The 15,727-nt window shown below is 43.7% G+C and carries 16 protein-coding genes; all 16 read left to right on the top strand.

What is annotated here, in order from left to right; all coding sequences use genetic code 11:
• Positions 1-10: 10 nt before the first annotated feature.
• Positions 11-631 (top strand): guanylate kinase, encoded by a 621-nt coding sequence (gmk, locus tag NHH16_RS03840; RefSeq protein WP_262068288.1) that lies wholly within the window; start codon positions 11-13, stop codon positions 629-631.
• A 2-nt stretch (positions 632-633) separates the two neighbouring features.
• Positions 634-870, top strand: a complete 237-nt coding sequence (gene rpoZ / locus NHH16_RS03835; RefSeq protein ID WP_262068287.1) for a DNA-directed RNA polymerase subunit omega — start codon at positions 634-636, stop codon at positions 868-870.
• A 72-nt stretch (positions 871-942) separates the two neighbouring features.
• Positions 943-2,280, top strand: coding sequence for a 30S ribosomal protein S12 methylthiotransferase RimO (gene rimO / locus NHH16_RS03830; RefSeq protein ID WP_262068286.1), 1,338 nt, complete (start codon positions 943-945; stop codon positions 2,278-2,280).
• Entirely contained in the window at positions 2,264-2,806 is a 543-nt protein-coding gene (pgsA, locus tag NHH16_RS03825) for a CDP-diacylglycerol--glycerol-3-phosphate 3-phosphatidyltransferase (RefSeq protein WP_262068285.1), read from the top strand. The genes rimO and pgsA overlap by 17 nt, the downstream gene beginning before the upstream one ends.
• Positions 2,806-4,041: a competence/damage-inducible protein A gene (locus tag NHH16_RS03820; protein ID WP_262068284.1), complete on the top strand. Its 1,236-nt coding sequence runs from the start codon at positions 2,806-2,808 to the stop codon at positions 4,039-4,041. The genes pgsA and NHH16_RS03820 overlap by 1 nt, the downstream gene beginning before the upstream one ends.
• Positions 4,042-5,466 (top strand): GNAT family N-acetyltransferase, encoded by a 1,425-nt coding sequence (locus tag NHH16_RS03815; RefSeq protein ID WP_262068283.1) that lies wholly within the window; start codon positions 4,042-4,044, stop codon positions 5,464-5,466. It abuts the gene before it with no gap.
• Positions 5,467-5,606: 140 nt separating this feature from the next.
• On the top strand, positions 5,607-6,299 hold the full coding sequence (locus NHH16_RS03810) for an iron-sulfur cluster assembly scaffold protein (RefSeq protein ID WP_262068282.1): 693 nt from the start codon (positions 5,607-5,609) through the stop codon (positions 6,297-6,299).
• Positions 6,300-6,312: 13 nt separating this feature from the next.
• Complete coding sequence (locus NHH16_RS03805; protein WP_262068281.1) at positions 6,313-7,323, top strand: GGGtGRT protein; 1,011 nt, start codon at positions 6,313-6,315, stop codon at positions 7,321-7,323.
• 246 nt (positions 7,324-7,569) lie between these two features.
• A complete protein-coding gene (locus NHH16_RS03800; RefSeq protein ID WP_262068280.1) occupies positions 7,570-8,994 on the top strand; it encodes an APC family permease in 1,425 nt (474 codons plus the stop codon).
• A gap of 12 nt (positions 8,995-9,006) precedes the next feature.
• The gene (locus NHH16_RS03795) at positions 9,007-10,314 is read left to right on the top strand and encodes a M18 family aminopeptidase (protein ID WP_262068279.1); all 1,308 of its coding nucleotides are present in this window, start codon (positions 9,007-9,009) and stop codon (positions 10,312-10,314) included.
• A gap of 172 nt (positions 10,315-10,486) precedes the next feature.
• Positions 10,487-11,221 carry a LytR/AlgR family response regulator transcription factor gene (locus NHH16_RS03790; RefSeq protein ID WP_262068278.1) on the top strand — a complete coding sequence of 245 codons (735 nt, stop codon included), beginning with the start codon at positions 10,487-10,489 and terminating at the stop codon, positions 11,219-11,221.
• Positions 11,200-12,273, top strand: a complete 1,074-nt coding sequence (locus tag NHH16_RS03785; RefSeq protein WP_262068277.1) for a hypothetical protein — start codon at positions 11,200-11,202, stop codon at positions 12,271-12,273. Before NHH16_RS03790 ends, NHH16_RS03785 begins: the two co-directional genes overlap by 22 nt.
• Positions 12,270-12,431 (top strand): hypothetical protein, encoded by a 162-nt coding sequence (locus tag NHH16_RS03780; RefSeq protein WP_262068276.1) that lies wholly within the window; start codon positions 12,270-12,272, stop codon positions 12,429-12,431. The genes NHH16_RS03785 and NHH16_RS03780 overlap by 4 nt, the downstream gene beginning before the upstream one ends.
• 105 nt (positions 12,432-12,536) lie before the next feature.
• On the top strand, positions 12,537-13,664 hold the full coding sequence (locus NHH16_RS03775) for an ABC transporter substrate-binding protein (protein WP_262068389.1): 1,128 nt from the start codon (positions 12,537-12,539) through the stop codon (positions 13,662-13,664).
• A 129-nt stretch (positions 13,665-13,793) separates the two neighbouring features.
• Positions 13,794-14,675, top strand: coding sequence for a branched-chain amino acid ABC transporter permease (locus tag NHH16_RS03770; RefSeq protein WP_262068275.1), 882 nt, complete (start codon positions 13,794-13,796; stop codon positions 14,673-14,675).
• 11 nt (positions 14,676-14,686) lie between these two features.
• Positions 14,687-15,727: a branched-chain amino acid ABC transporter permease gene (locus NHH16_RS03765; protein ID WP_262068274.1), complete on the top strand. Its 1,041-nt coding sequence runs from the start codon at positions 14,687-14,689 to the stop codon at positions 15,725-15,727.

The raw sequence follows: 15,727 nt of genomic DNA, 5'->3' as shown, positions 1-15,727 counted from the left end.
GAGGTAAGTCATGAAGAAAAAAGGTATATTAGTCGTTGTCTCGGGTTTTTCCGGAGCTGGTAAGGGAACGCTGATGAAGGCGCTTTTAGAGCGTCATGACAATTATGCGTTGTCCATATCAGCAACCACGAGAAGCCCTAGAAAGGGCGAGGTTCACGGCCGTGAATACTTCTTTAAAACGGAAGCCGAGTTTGAGAAAATGATTGCCAACGAGGAGCTGATAGAGTATGCTAACTATGTAGGCAATTATTACGGAACCCCTCATGACTATGTGGAATCCATGCTAATGCAAGGAAAAGATGTAATCTTAGAGATTGAAATGATAGGGGCCTTAAAAGTAAAAGAAAAGTATCCAGACACCTTGCTTCTTTTTGTCACACCGCCGACGATTGCCGAGCTTAGAAGACGACTTGTGGGACGGGGGACCGAAACAGAAGAGGTGATTAAGGGCCGGATTGATAGAGCCAAAGAAGAAGCAGAGGTCATTGATAAATACGATTACTTAGTAGTAAATGACAACCTGAATCAAGCGATACAGCGAGTGCATGAGATTATTACGTGTGAACACGATCGCAGCTTTAGAAACAAAGAGTTTATTGAAGATATAAAGCAGGAGTTGAAAGGAGAATAACTATGTTACATCCATCTTACAGCGATTTGATGAAAGTCGTAAATAAAGACGTCGAGGAAGGCCATACAAAAGTTGTAAACAGTCGTTACTCGATTGTTATGGCAACGGCAAAGAGAGCCCGTGAGATTATTGACGGGGCCATGCCGATGGTAAAGTCGAATGAAGGAGACAAACCTCTTTCAATTGCAGTTGAAGAGTTGAATGAGGGCAAGATTACCATTCACGCTGAAGAAGAATAAGAAGAACTTTAAAGGCAGATGCGAAAGTATCTGCCTTTCAGTTCTATAACAGGAAAGGTGACACAATCACATATGAAAGTATATTTTATATCGCTTGGCTGCGATAAAAACCTAGTGGATACGGAAGTGATGCTAGGTCTGCTTGGGGAACGAGGCTACAGCATGACCGATTTTGCTGAAGAAGCGGAGGTATTGGTAGTAAATACGTGTTGCTTTATCCACGATGCCAAAGAAGAAAGCGTAGCCGCGATTTTGGAAATGGAAGATCTAAAAAAAGAAACGGGTGCCAAAGCCTTGATTGTTACAGGATGTATGGCTCAGCGGTATCAGCAGGAAATCCGCGAGGAGATTCCCGAGGTTGATGGGGTGCTAGGCACGAACGCCTATGACCAGATTATCGAAGCTATCGATGAAGCCGTAGGTGGCAAGCCCAGTCTTATGATGAAGGAACTACAAGGGATTCCCCAGGTGGCAAGCGAGCGCATGCTGACGACAGGTGGACACTACGCCTATCTAAAGATTGCCGAAGGGTGCGATAAGCACTGTACGTATTGTATTATCCCGACGCTGCGGGGCAGATATCGCAGCGTTCCCCTAGAAACCCTAGTTAAGGAAGCGAAGTCGTTAGTGGAAAAAGGCGTCAAAGAGTTGATTCTTGTGGCTCAGGAGACGACGGTTTACGGTAAGGACATCTACGGAGAAAAATCACTGGCAAAGCTTCTAAGTGAGCTAGCCAAAATCGAAGACCTACACTGGATTCGCATTCTCTATTGCTATCCAGAAGAGATAGATAATGAATTAATCACTGCGATAAAAACAGAAAAGAAAGTCTGTCACTACTTGGACTTACCAATTCAGCATATTAGCGACAATATTTTAAAAGCGATGGGACGACGCACCACCAAGAAGCAGCTACTTGAGACAATTGCCAAACTACGGCAAGAGGTTCCGGATATCTGTTTGCGGACAAGTCTGATAACAGGGTTTCCTGGTGAGACGAAAGAAGAGCACCAAGAACTCCTTGAGTTCGTTAGGGAGATTCGTTTTGACCGCTTAGGTGTCTTTACCTATTCTCAGGAAGAAGGTACTCCGGCCGCGGAGCTAGAAAATCAAGTTCCCGAAGAGGTTAAAGAAGCCAGAAGAGACGAGCTTATGAGTGCGCAACAAGAAGTGGCTTTTGCAAAAGCCCAGGAGAAGATCAATCAGACCTTAGAAGTCTTTATAGAGGGAAAAATTGCTGATGAGGATGTCTATGTGGGACGCAGCTATATGGACGCTCCAAATGTAGATGGCTTTGTCTTTGCATCTTCAGAATACCCAGCTGAATCTGGAGACTTTATAAGGGTGAAGGTTACAGAAGCAAAAGAATATGACTTGATAGGAGATAGAATAGATGAATTTACCGAATAAACTTACCGTGATTAGAATGTGCATGGTTCCAGTATTTGTATTATTTATGTTAACAGATATCGGTGGCGACGCCAATAAATGGATTGCCCTAGTACTGTTCTGTGTAGCTAGCTTTACCGATTTTCTCGACGGCAAGATTGCCAGAAGTAGAAATCTCGTTACCAACTTTGGCAAATTTATGGATCCTCTAGCGGATAAGCTCCTTGTGTGTGCCGCAATGATCTGTCTGATTCCTCAAGGAAAGTTAGCAGCTTGGATTGTGATTGTCATTATCTCAAGAGAATTTATAATCAGCGGTTTTCGTCTGGTGGCATCCGATGCAGGGATCGTTATTGCCGCTAGCTACTGGGGCAAATTTAAGACCGTCTTCCAGATGATGATGATTATCGTCTTAATCGCCGACTTCGGTGGAGTTTTTGATCTGATTGGTCAGATTTTAATCTGGATTGCCTTAATCCTAACGGTGATTTCTTTAATTGATTACATCTGGAAAAATCATCAAGTCTTAACTGAAGGAGGAATGTAATGGTAGCCGAGTTACTTAGCGTAGGAACCGAATTATTATTAGGCAACATTGTGAACACCAACGCCAACTATCTTGCGAAGGAATGTGCAAGCCTTGGCCTATCTTGTTATCACCAAGTGGTGGTGGGGGATAATCCGGAGCGTTTAAAAGAAACGTTAATAACGGCCTTAGAGCGCTCGGACGTGGTGATTATGACCGGGGGCTTAGGTCCAACAGATGACGATCTTTCAAAGGAAACGGCCGCCGGGGTCTGTGGCCTTCCGTTAATCTTAGATGAGCATTCTAAGGAGATGATTGCCGATTACTTTGAGCGGGTTCATGCCGGTAGTATTACCAATAACAACTGGAAGCAAGCGATGATTCCGGAAGGAGCAATTGTCCTCGATAATCATAACGGGACAGCACCGGGAGTGATTATTGAGACCGATAATAAGGCTATTATTCTTTTACCTGGACCACCGGGAGAGTTAAAGCCTATGTTTGCCGAACATGTGGCTCCGTATTTGGCTGCGAAGCAACCAGAGCAATTTTATTCGAAGATGGTGAAGCTTTGCGGAATTGGCGAAAGTAGTGCCGAGACCAAGGTGAAGGATTTAATCGATGAGCAGACCAATCCCACCCTTGCGCCCTATGCAAAGATTGGCGAGGTGCACTTCCGAGTGACCGCAAAGGCAAAGGACGCAGCTCAGGCAGATGCGCTAATGGAGCCCCTAATAAAAGAGCTTTATCATCGCTTTGGCAAGCTGATTTTTACCACCGACCCAGATGAAACCCTAGAAGAAGTAGTGGTGAAGCTTCTAAAGGCAAAGGGGTATACTTTAGCGACGGCAGAATCCTGTACTGGTGGGCTCTTAAGCGGACGCCTGATTAACGTAGCAGGAATCTCGGAAGTCTTTAAGGAAGGCTTTGTAACGTACGCCAATGAGGCAAAGATGAGAAGCTTAGGGGTGAAAGAAGAGACGCTAGCTCAGTATGGTGCGGTTAGCAAAGAGACAGCAAGAGAAATGAGCGAAGGTGTCTGCCAAGTCACCGGCGCTGATGTGGGTATCTCGGTTACCGGTATCGCTGGCCCAGATGGCGGGACCAAGGAGAAGCCAGTTGGCCTCGTCTATATCGGTTGTACCGTGAAAGGCAAGACCCGGGTAGAAGAGTTCTTTTTTACCGGTAATCGCAAGAAAAATCGGGATTACGCCGTAGTTAGAGCGTTAACACTCTTACGAGAGGAGATTTTGTAGATGAATATAAGAATGCTTAGAAGAGATGAAGTGCTTGAAGGCCTTCGTCTGGCTTGGGAGGTATTCTCTAAGACAACGATGTCAGGATACACTCCGGAAGCCATAGAAAGCTTTCGGGAATTGATAAAATACGAAGTGGTGATTCAAAAGTTCGATAGTAAAGAAATGCTCTTATTCGGTGCTTTCGCTGACGACGGTCTAAAAGGCGTGGCAGCGCTAACGAGGGATAATCATATTTCTTTCCTTTTCGTCAAACCAGAAGAGCAGATGAAAGGCTTAGAAAAGCTACTTTTTGATCAGCTCTGCTATTACGTGGGAACAACGGGAAATGGGAAGCGCATCACCGTGTTTGCCACACCATCTCAGGCCGCGATTTATCAGCAGCTGGGTATGAACTCTTCAGGAGTACCGTTTACGGACAAAGGCGTAGAGTATCTACCCTTTGAAAAGGTTCTTCCAGGACCAGAAAAGAAGAAATCCAAGACTGGCATGATTGTTGCAATTATTATCGCCGTGTTTGTCCTAATTATGATTCTCTTTGGTGTCTTGGTATCTTTCTTTGTAAAGAACGTCCGGACAGCTATTGAAAATCAAGCGCCTTCCCAGGAAGAATTCTTTTCGGTGCCAGAAGATGAAGAGTACTATCCAGAAGGTGACTACGATTTCTACGAGGAAGACGAGTCGGTTCTCATGGGTATAGAGGAAGAAATTAAAAAGGACTTGTCCTATGAATGGAAGGACAGCTACTATACGAAAGAAGAGAGCGTTTCTCAAACAAGCTACATCGACTTTGACGTAGCGTACCCAGAAATAACGGGTCTGAAAGATGAAAAGGTACAGACGAAAATCAATGACGCCATTAGGGAGACGGCCATGCAGACCGTTAATGATTATCATCTAAAGCCTAGTCAAGAGATGAAGGAGAAGCTTCTGACAGCTGAGAATGGCTTCATTGTAAGCTATGTCAGCTACAAAGTGACGTACGCCAGTGATGATTTGATTTCGGTGATCTTTGACGAGCAAGCCTTCACCCCGGAAAGCGAAAGTGGCAAGGTACATCTGCGAACGGTAAACATTGGTCTTAAGGACGGTAAAGTGTACGAGGCGAAGGATATCTTCAAACTGAACGATAAATTCTTAGAGGCCTTCCGGACCACTATGCAAGAAGAGGCGTCCGATGAAGATTTCTTAGGAGACTATAAAGATGATGAGCTAAAAGCCGCTCTTGAAGACGAGAATGAGATCCTTAATCCAGAATTCTTTATTTATAAAAAGGGAATTGAGGTAGGATACGATATCAACCCGACCGCTGAAAGCGATGAGAGCGAAGACTTTGACTATGCCTGGGTAACGGCACCTTTTAGTTTTACCCAAGCGGGGACTTATCAAAGCGATAGTGAATTTTGGGATTTATTAAACGAATAAACTAGCAGAATACACGAAAAAGAGGCTGTGCTTGGCCTCTTTTTTTCATGATTACTCCGTTGACGATGATTGATAAATATGCGACAATAAAAAAGCATGTAAATGCACAAATTGATTTATCTATCGAAAGGAGTCGAAACATGATTTATTCACATGAAGTAGAGATGATGTGTCCTGTAGCACAAGGGGCAAATCACGGACCGGCACCAATCCCTGAAGAGGCGAAATGGGTGCAAGCAAAAGAAGTAAAAGACATTTCCGGATTAACTCACGGTGTGGGCTGGTGTGCGCCACAACAAGGTGCCTGTAAGTTGACGCTTAACGTTAAAGAAGGGATTATCCAGGAAGCTCTTATTGAGACTATTGGCTGTTCAGGAATGACTCATTCAGCAGCGATGTGTTCAGAAATTCTTCCAGGAAAGACCATCCTTGAAGCGCTTAACACAGACCTTGTCTGTGATGCGATCAACACAGCAATGAGAGAACTTTTCTTACAAATCGTCTACGGAAGAACGCAAAGTGCTTTCTCAGAAGATGGTTTGCCAGTAGGTGCTGGATTAGAAGATCTTGGTAAAGGCCTTCGTTCTCAAGTAGGTACTATGTACGGAACTCTAGCAAAAGGTCCTCGCTATCTCGAAATGGCTGAAGGATACGTTACCGGAATCGCTCTTGATGCTAACGATGAAATTATCGGTTACCAATTCGTAAGCCTAGGTAAGATGACAGACTTCATCGCTAAGGGAGACGATCCGAATACAGCGTATGAAAAAGCGAAAGGTCAATACGGTCGCGTAGATGAAGCAGCGAAGATTATTGACCCGAGAAAGGAATAGGAGGTAGCGAATAATGGCATTATTTGAATCATATGAAAGAAGAATAGATAAGATCAATTCTGTGCTTAATAGCTACGGAATCGCTTCTATTGAAGAAGCTGAAAAAATTACAAAGGACGCAGGTCTGGATGTATACGATCAAGTAAAAGGCATTCAGCCAATCTGCTTCGAAAACGCTGCTTGGGCATACGTAGTGGGCGCAGCAATCGCTATTAAAAAGGATTGTCGTCGGGCTGCTGATGCTGCCGCAGCTATCGGTGAAGGTCTTCAATCATTTTGTATCCCAGGATCTGTTGCTGACCAACGTAAAGTAGGTCTTGGCCACGGTAACCTTGGCAAAATGCTTCTTGAAGAAGAAACCGAATGTTTCGCTTTCTTAGCTGGTCACGAATCTTTTGCAGCTGCTGAAGGTGCAATCGGAATCGCTGAAAAAGCAAATAAAGTTCGTAAAAACCCCTTACGTGTAATCTTAAACGGCCTTGGAAAAGACGCTGCTAAGATTATCTCTCGTATCAACGGTTTCACCTATGTAGAGACCCAGTACGACTACTACACAGGCGAGTTAAAAGAAGTTTCTAGAACAGCATACTCAGAAGGTCTTCGCGCAAAGGTTAACTGCTATGGTGCTAACGACGTTCGTGAAGGTGTTGCGATTATGTTTAAGGAGGGCGTTGACGTATCTATTACAGGTAACTCAACCAATCCAACCAGATTCCAACATCCAGTTGCTGGTACATACAAAAAAGAATGTAACGAACAAGGCAAGAAATACTTCTCAGTTGCTTCAGGTGGTGGTACAGGTCGTACTCTTCACCCAGATAACATGGCTGCTGGTCCAGCTTCTTACGGCATGACAGATACTATGGGAAGAATGCACTCTGACGCTCAGTTTGCCGGATCTTCTTCAGTACCAGCCCACGTAGAGATGATGGGACTTATCGGCGCTGGTAACAACCCAATGGTTGGTATGACAGTAGCTGTAGCGGTTTCTTTAGAGGAAGCGGCAAAGGCTGGTAAATTCTAAGGAAGCAGCTTATATAGGGTTAATAATGACTGCACTGATCGTTTTGATTAGTGCAGTTTTTTGTATTGGAAATATCACTTAGTAAAAATGTCGGTATTAATTCGTAATGAGAATTGGTATCGACATTTTTTTGTTCAATATGGATATGGCATAAGTATTTAAAAGTGTTATAATTTCAAATATGAGTATTTTTTAACAATATACTTGAGAAATATCATTTTAGTCATGAGAGGAGACTTAAGAAAAATGAGTGAAAGTAAGAAGAAACTAGTTCAGAAGATGGACTGGTACACACTAGCGTTGATGGCCTTTTCCGGCGTTTGGGGTTTTGGAAATGTCATTAATGGCTTCTATTGGTATGATGGACTGAAAGCGATTATCCCCTGGATCCTGATGTTTTCATTGTACTTTGTACCCTATTCTTTAATGGTTGGTGAGCTTGGTTCCGCTTTTAAGAACGAAAGTGGTGGTGTAAGTTCATGGATTTTGAAGACGATAGGACCAAGGATGGCTTTTTATGCAGGTTGGACGTATTGGGTGGTTCATATGCCCTATATTTCTCAAAAGCCGAATGCAGTCCTAATTGCCAGCAGCTGGGCAATTTTTAGAGATAACCGGATTAGCCAGATGAACACGACGTTGATGGCCCTTGTTTGTCTAGTTATTTTTTTGGTAGCGATGTTGCTTGCTAGACGCGGCATTAGTATTATCAAGAAATTGGGAGCCATTGCTGGTAGTTCCATGTTTATCATGTCCATTCTCTACATTATTCTGATGATGGCAGCCCCAGCTATTAGCGGTGGACAAACTTTGAGTATTGATTGGAGCGTAAGTACGTTTACCCCTAATTTTGATCTTAAATTCTTTACTAGTTTCTCGATTTTGGTTTTTGCGGTAGGTGGTTGCGAAAAGTTCTCACCTTATGTAAACAAAATGAAAGATCCGGCAAAAGGATTTTCTAAAGGTATGATTGCCATGGCAGTAATGGTATGTATCTGTGCAATTCTCGGAACCATTGCTATGGGTATGATGTTTGACTCTAATAACATTCCTGAAGATTTAATGACTAATGGTGCCTACTATGCGTTTGCTAAGCTTGGTGGCTATTATCACGTTGGTGACCTCTTTGTCGTCTTGTATGCGATTACCAATTTAATCGGTCAGTTCTCGGTAATGATTATTTCCATTGACGCACCTCTTTTAATGCTACTTGGAAGTGCGGATAAGGACTTTATTCCCGAGAGTATGTTTAAGCAAAACAAATTTGGCGCTTACACCAACGGACATAAGCTAGTGTTTATCATTGTGGGACTACTGATCGTCATTCCGGCCTTTGGTATTAAGAGCGTAGATACCTTGGTTCAATGGCTTGTAAAGGTCAATTCTGTATGTATGCCTCTTCGTTATCTCTGGGTATTTGTAGCGTACGTTGCCCTTAAGAAGGTGGCAGAAAAGTTCCCGGCTGAGTATCATTTTACTACTAAGAAGGGGCTAGGAATCTTCTTTGGTATCTGGTGCTTTATTGTAACAGCCTTGGCTTGTATTAGTGGTATTTACTCAGAAGATAAATTCCAAATGACGCTTAATATCTTAACACCACTTGTGCTCTTGGCATTAGGACTAATTATGCCTATGATGGCAAGACGCAATAAGAACAAGACAGCAGCGTAGTAAGGAGGCTATATGAGCAAGAAATTGGAGGAACTACTTACTTTTTTAAGGAAAAGTCCAACAGCTTTTCACGGAATCCATAACATTGAAGAAAAGTTATTGGCTGCAGGCTATCAAAAATTTACGGAAACGAAAGTCTGGGAGTTAAAGCCAGGTGATAAAGGGTTTGTTACGAGAAACGACTCTTCAATAATTGCTTTTAAAATTCCCCAAAAGGCCTTTCCAGGTTTTCAAATCGTGGCTAGCCATAGCGACTCCCCAGCTTTTAAGATTAAAGAAATACCAGAAATAACGGTCGAGGATAAATATACAAAACTGAATGTAGAGGCTTATGGCGGAATGCTTTTGGCGCCTTGGTTTGATCGTCCCCTTTCAGTAGCTGGACGAGTGCTATATAGAGACGGGAATAAGGTGCGGACAGCGCTTGTAGATGCTGCTGAGGATCTACTTTTAATCCCTAATCTAGCAATCCATATGAACCGCGGGGTAAACGATGGCTACGCTTATAATGTGCAGAAGGATATGCTGCCTCTTATCGGTGATGGTAGTGCAAAAGGCGAGCTGATGAAGCGTGTAGCCATAGCAGCGGGCGTAGAGGAAAAGGATATTATCGGTAAAGATTTATTCTTATATCTGCGTCAAGATGGCAGTAACTGGGGCACAAACAAAGAGTATTTTAGCGCGCCGCGAATTGATAATCTGGAATGCGCTTTTCTTACCTTAGAAGCCTTTCTAGGAGCGAAGGAGAGTGGCAACGCGGCGGTCTACTGTGTCTTTGATAATGAAGAAGTGGGTTCCCAGACTAAGCAAGGGGCAGCTTCCACATTCTTAAAAGAAACCTTGATGCGTATTTGTTTAGAGCTTGGAGAGAACCGGGAAGATTATTTCCGTAAGATAGCTGGAAGTTTTATGGTATCGGCGGATAACGCTCATGCTGTTCACCCTAATAATACGGAGAAAACCGACGCCGTTAACAAAGTCTTTATGAATGAAGGCATTGTCTTTAAGCACAGCGCTAATCAGAAATATACTACGGATGCCGTATCTGGCGGGATATTAAAGACAATCTTTAATACGGCGAAAGTGCCGTATCAAGAGTTTGTTAACCGGTCTGATGTCTTAGGCGGCTCGACCCTTGGCAGTATTGCCAATACTCAGGTATCGCTTAACACGGTAGATATTGGCCTGGCACAACTGGCGATGCACTCGCCTTATGAGACGGCAGGAGCAAAAGATTTAGAGTATATGATAAAGGGAATTACAGAGTTTTATCAATCGCAAATCTTGGTGATGGGTAGTTCGGAATTTGAAATTGTGTAATTTGTTAAAAAAGTGTCTAAAAAAGGAAAACAAGCATCGCTTGTTTTCTTTTTTTTTGCTATAATAAGCTTGTCGTAGTGCATTTTACGACAGGGAATGAGCTTTTTATGACGAATAGCAACTTGTGCTTAAGTTGCTTGATATACTATAAAATAACTAAAGGGGTAAGATTGTGATTCGAATTGGGATTTGTGATAATAACAAAGAGCATTTCAAAAAATTAACAGACTTCTTGAATAAAATTTCTGAGGAAGAAGGTTATCAGCTTAGTATTAAAGAATATAAAAGCGGTGATGCTCTATTGTTTGCCTGGGAAGACGCTTATGCTAGAGAGGAACTACTTTGTTTGGATACCGAGCTGGCTAATCCGGATGGCATTGAAATTGCGAAGAAGATTAGGGAGATGGGAGCAGAACAAGAGATTATCTTCTTTTCTGCAGATAAAGATAGAGCCATCGAGGCTTTTGATGTGGATGCGTTTCACTATATCATTAAGTTTACCACTCCAGAATCAAGGGTGCAGGATATCTTTACCAAGGCTTTTGCAAAGATAGAGAGTCTCACGAGTGAGGTGCTTACGGTAAGCTGTGCCGGTGATAGTCGGAATATTCCCATTGATCAGATCAAATATTTCCAGGTGGATTTACGAATCATTACTGTTTATTACGGAGATAGCGAGCAGTTCGAGTTTTACTCAACGATTGGAAAGATAGAGAACGCCCTTAATAGCCGAGGCTTTATTCGGATTCATCGCGGAATCCTAGTAAATAAGTATCAGATTAAAAGGGCTGTGACGGGAGAGATAACCTTGCTGGATGGAACTGTTTTGCCGGTGGGGAGAAACTATCAAAAGCAAGTTAAAGAAGAGCTTGAAGGTGAGCAAAAATGGACGCGAGGAAAATCATAAGGAAGAGAATAATCGGTTTTATCTTAGTCGTACTCATGTGTATGAGTGCGCTCCTTTGCGTACAGGCGACCACCACGGCAGGAGAAAGGGTACCGATTCAGATATCGAAGGAATCTATCGGCTGTGCGGATGCTTATAAGCTTGCGTGGGATGAAGTGATAGACACGCAGTTGTACTATTACGTGGCTTGCTATAACCAGAATGAAGGGGTTCATCATTTTGCGGTAAATGATATTGTGGTTTCCGCGGAAACGGTGGCCGATTGGTTAACGGATGATGCGACATCTCTAGCATATAATGTTGCAAGTGCTCAAAACCCGCGAATTCACGCACCAAGAGTTGATGAAAAGATAAAGGCAGAGTATAGGCTGACGATAGATACCACTCAGTTAGCTAGTTCGGAGAACCTTGAGGGGTATGAAATAGGCTATACGTTATATACAAATGAGGTTTATGGTGATTATGAAGTAGTGCTTGAGAATGCGGCGAGGGTTTATGTCTATGGCACAGTGACGCCAGAGCCAGAACCACCGGAGCCGGAACCGCCAAAACCGGAACCGCCAAAACCAGAACCACCAAAACCAGAACCACCAAAGCCAGAACCACCAAAGCCAGAATCGCCAATAGAACCTACGCCAACCAAGCCGGAAACGCTTATCTTACCAGCGCCAGCAGCTCCTAGAAGTGAAGCGCAGGTTCCGATGACGCCGAATACGCAATCAGTGCCAGAGACGCCTACACAGGCAGTAGAAGAAACGCCTGAGGTAGAAGAGGCGGCACTTATTACCGAACCCCTTGCAAGTACTATGTTAGCAGTAACGGCAGCAAATTCGATTATTGCAAGCAGTCAGAACGCTGTAGGAGCGGTTACGGGAGCTGTGCAAGGAACGACGGTGAGAGAGATTTTATTGGAACACAGTTTTGTCCAGACCTTTACTACCGGCGGCGCTATTGCCGTAATATTAGGAATTAGTATTACCAGAGATATGGCAGCGATTACTTGGTTTAAGGGACGCAAGCTCCTAAACAGACGAAAGGGGAGAGGCGCATGATTTTTGAACGATTAGATATGATAGGCTTTATCTTTATGACACTGGTGTTAGTGGGCGGTGTGGGGATTAAGTTCTATCTTAAGAAAAAACTTAAAGACATGGATGGTTTGGGCGATATCAGTAAAAAAAGTGATCAAAAAAAAGGAATCCGAATTTGACAAAATTCGGATTTCTCTGTATTATTAGGCATTATTACTAAGAAAGAGGGAGGAAGTATTTTGAAAAACAAAAAAAGATTGTTAAGTGCGGCTTTAGTTGCCGTAATGTTAGTAGCTGTGGTTGCCGGATGTGGCAAGAAGGATAGTGGTGACTCTTCATCAAGCGAAGGTAGTGAGACCTTTAAAATTGGTGGTATAGGACCACTTACTGGACCAGCAGCGGTATACGGTATTGCCGTCCAAAATGGTGCTGATCTAGCGGTAAAAGAAATCAATGAAGCCGGTGGAATCAACGGTAAGCAGGTTGAATTCAAGATGGAAGATGATACTCACGATGCAGAAAAGGCTGTAAACGCCTATAATACGTTAAAGGACTGGGGTATGCAGATGCTGATGGGTACCGTAACCTCTGATCCTTGTATTGCTGTTGAAGCGGAAGCGGAAGCAGATAACATGTTTTTGATTACTCCTTCAGGAACGGCAGTAGACTGTATTAAGGGGGGCAACGCTTTCCGTCTATGCTTTTCTGATCCAACCCAAGGTATTAAAGCGGCTGAGTATATCGGCGAGCATGGCGTTGGTAAGAAAATCGGTGTTATCTACGATAGCTCTAGTTCTTATTCAAAAGGAATCTATGAGAACTTTGCGAAAGAAGCGGATAATCACGATTTAGAAGTGGTAGCAGCAGAGGCTTTTACCGCAGATAGTAACAAAGACTTTACCGTACAGCTTAAGAAGATTAAGGACGCTGGTGCCGATGTGGTTTTCTTACCGATTTATTACGATGAGACAGCGCTGATTCTAAAGCAAGCGAAAGATATGGAATTTGACACAACGTTCTTTGGTTGTGACGGACTAGATGGACTTCTTAGTGTAGAAGGCTTTGACACTTCTCTTGCCGAAGGGGTTATGCTTCTAACCCCGTTTGCTGCCAATGCCGAAGATGAACTAACAAAGAAATTCGTGGCTGATTTTGATGCGGCTTATAGCCAGACGCCAATTCAGTTTGCAGCAGATGGCTATGACGCAATCTACGCCATCAAAGCGGCAGCCGAAGAAGGCGGGATTACCCCAGATATGTCTGCCAGTGATATCTGCGACGCTTTAGTAACGTCGATGACTAAGATTGAGTTAAAAGGCTTAACGGGAACCATCAGCTGGGCTGATGACGGTGAGCCAGACAAAGAGCCAAAAGCAGCCATTATCGAAGGCGGCGAATACGTAATGAAATAGTGATATTTATCAGAAATTTTGCAAGGATGCAGCTTTTTAAGCTGCATCCTTTTATCATGAGTTTTCGTTGTCCCGTGCGGAGGAATATGATATAATTTAATCTTGTAAAGTGCAAAAGAGGAGGACGTGATGGGTTTTTTATCATATTTAATCAATGGAATTAGTTTGGGCAGTGTCTATGCGATTATTGCCTTGGGCTATACAATGGTATACGGCATTGCCAAGATGCTTAATTTCGCCCACGGAGACGTGATTATGATTGGGGCTTATGTGGTGTTAACAGCGATTACTGGGGGGATCAATCCCTTGGTGGCGGTTCTTATTTCGATGGTGGTCTGTACCGTTCTCGGAATGACGATTGAGAAGGTGGCTTATAAGCCTTTAAGAAATGCGGCCTCACCACTGGCCGTCTTAATAACGGCAATCGGTATCAGTTATCTGTTACAGAATATTGCCTTAATTGTTTTTGGTGCGGCACCGAAGAGTTTTCCTGATTTCATCAAAGTACCAGCTCTAAAGTTAGCTGGTGGCGAACTGGTAATCTCAGGCGTAGCGATGGTTACGATAGGTGCTTGTGTTGTGATTGTTGTGGCGCTGACTTTCTTTGTCAACCGGACGAAGCAGGGAAGAGCGATGAAGGCTGTTTCCGAAGATAAGGGCGCAGCTCAGTTGATGGGCATCAATGTGAATGCGACGATTTCTTTAACCTTTGCTATTGGCTCGGCGCTGGCGGCAATCGCCGGGGTTTTACTTTGTGCAGCTTATCCTTCCGTTACCCCTTATACAGGGGCGATGCCGGGTATTAAGGCGTTTACTGCAGCGGTGTTTGGCGGTATTGGCTCCATTCCGGGAGCGATGATCGGAGGAATTCTTTTAGGGGTCATTGAAATCTTTGGTAAAGCTTATATCTCTTCTCAGGTAGCGGATGCCATCGTCTTTTCGGTACTGATTATCGTGTTACTGGTCAAACCAACCGGATTATTCGGTAAAAATATTCAGGAAAAAGTATAGGAGAGACGCGGATGAAAAAGAAAATATTTAAAAACAATATGATTACCTACGCCCTCATCATCGCCTTCTATATCGTTATGCAGGTGATGATTACCACGGGTTCGATTAGCAGTTTGCTGCAGGGGCTTTTAGTACCTCTTTGTATGTATGCGATTGCGGCCGTTTCTCTGAATCTGGTGGTTGGCTTTTCCGGTGAGTTAAGCCTAGGTCACGCCGGTTTTATGTGTATTGGCGCCTACGCTTCAGCTATTTTTTCTAGAGTGACAGAAGATAGCCTTCCAGATTTGCCAAGATTTTTAATCGCTATTTTAATCGGTGCCTTAGTGGCTGGCGTTTTCGGTTTCCTAATCGGGATTCCCGTGCTGCGTCTGCGGGGTGATTATCTGGCCATCGTTACTTTGGCCTTTGGCGAGATTATTAAGAACCTTTTTAACGTTCTAAGTCTTGGTAAAGATAACGAAGGACTCCATGTATCCTTTAACGATGCGGCCGTTATGGAGCTAGGTGAAGGCGGCGAGAAGATTGTGGACGGTGCCCTAGGGATTACTGGGACGCCCCGGGATTCAAGCTTTACTATCGGAATTATTCTGTTACTTTTAACCGTCTTTATCGTGGTGAATCTTGTGAATTCCCGGACTGGCCGGGCAATTACGGCGATTCGCGACAACCGGATTGCGGCAGAATCGATTGGTTTAAATGTAACGAAATATAAGCTGATGGCATTTACCATCTCTACCACCTTAGCTGGGGTGGCGGGAGTACTATATGCGCATAACCTGTCTTCTTTGACGGTGAAGCTTTTTAACTACAACACTTCAATCTTGATTCTCGTGTTCGTGGTTCTTGGTGGCATCGGCAATGTGAGAGGTTCGATTATTGCGGCCATTGTTTTGACCGCCTTACCAGAGCTACTTAGAGGTATGGCTAACTACCGGATGCTTATCTACGCATTGCTCTTAATCGTGATGATGCTCTTTAACTGGGCGCCGGCAGCGATTCACTTCCGGGAGCGAATCAAGAGTAAGTTTAGCAAGAAGCAGGAGGTGGTCTAA

Source organism: Ohessyouella blattaphilus, from assembly GCF_024721265.1.
GTDB classification, from domain to species: Bacteria; Bacillota; Clostridia; order Lachnospirales; family Lachnospiraceae; genus Aequitasia; species Aequitasia blattaphilus_A.
Note: the sequence above shows the minus strand (reverse complement) of the source record. Positions and strands in the feature narration are given on the sequence as shown.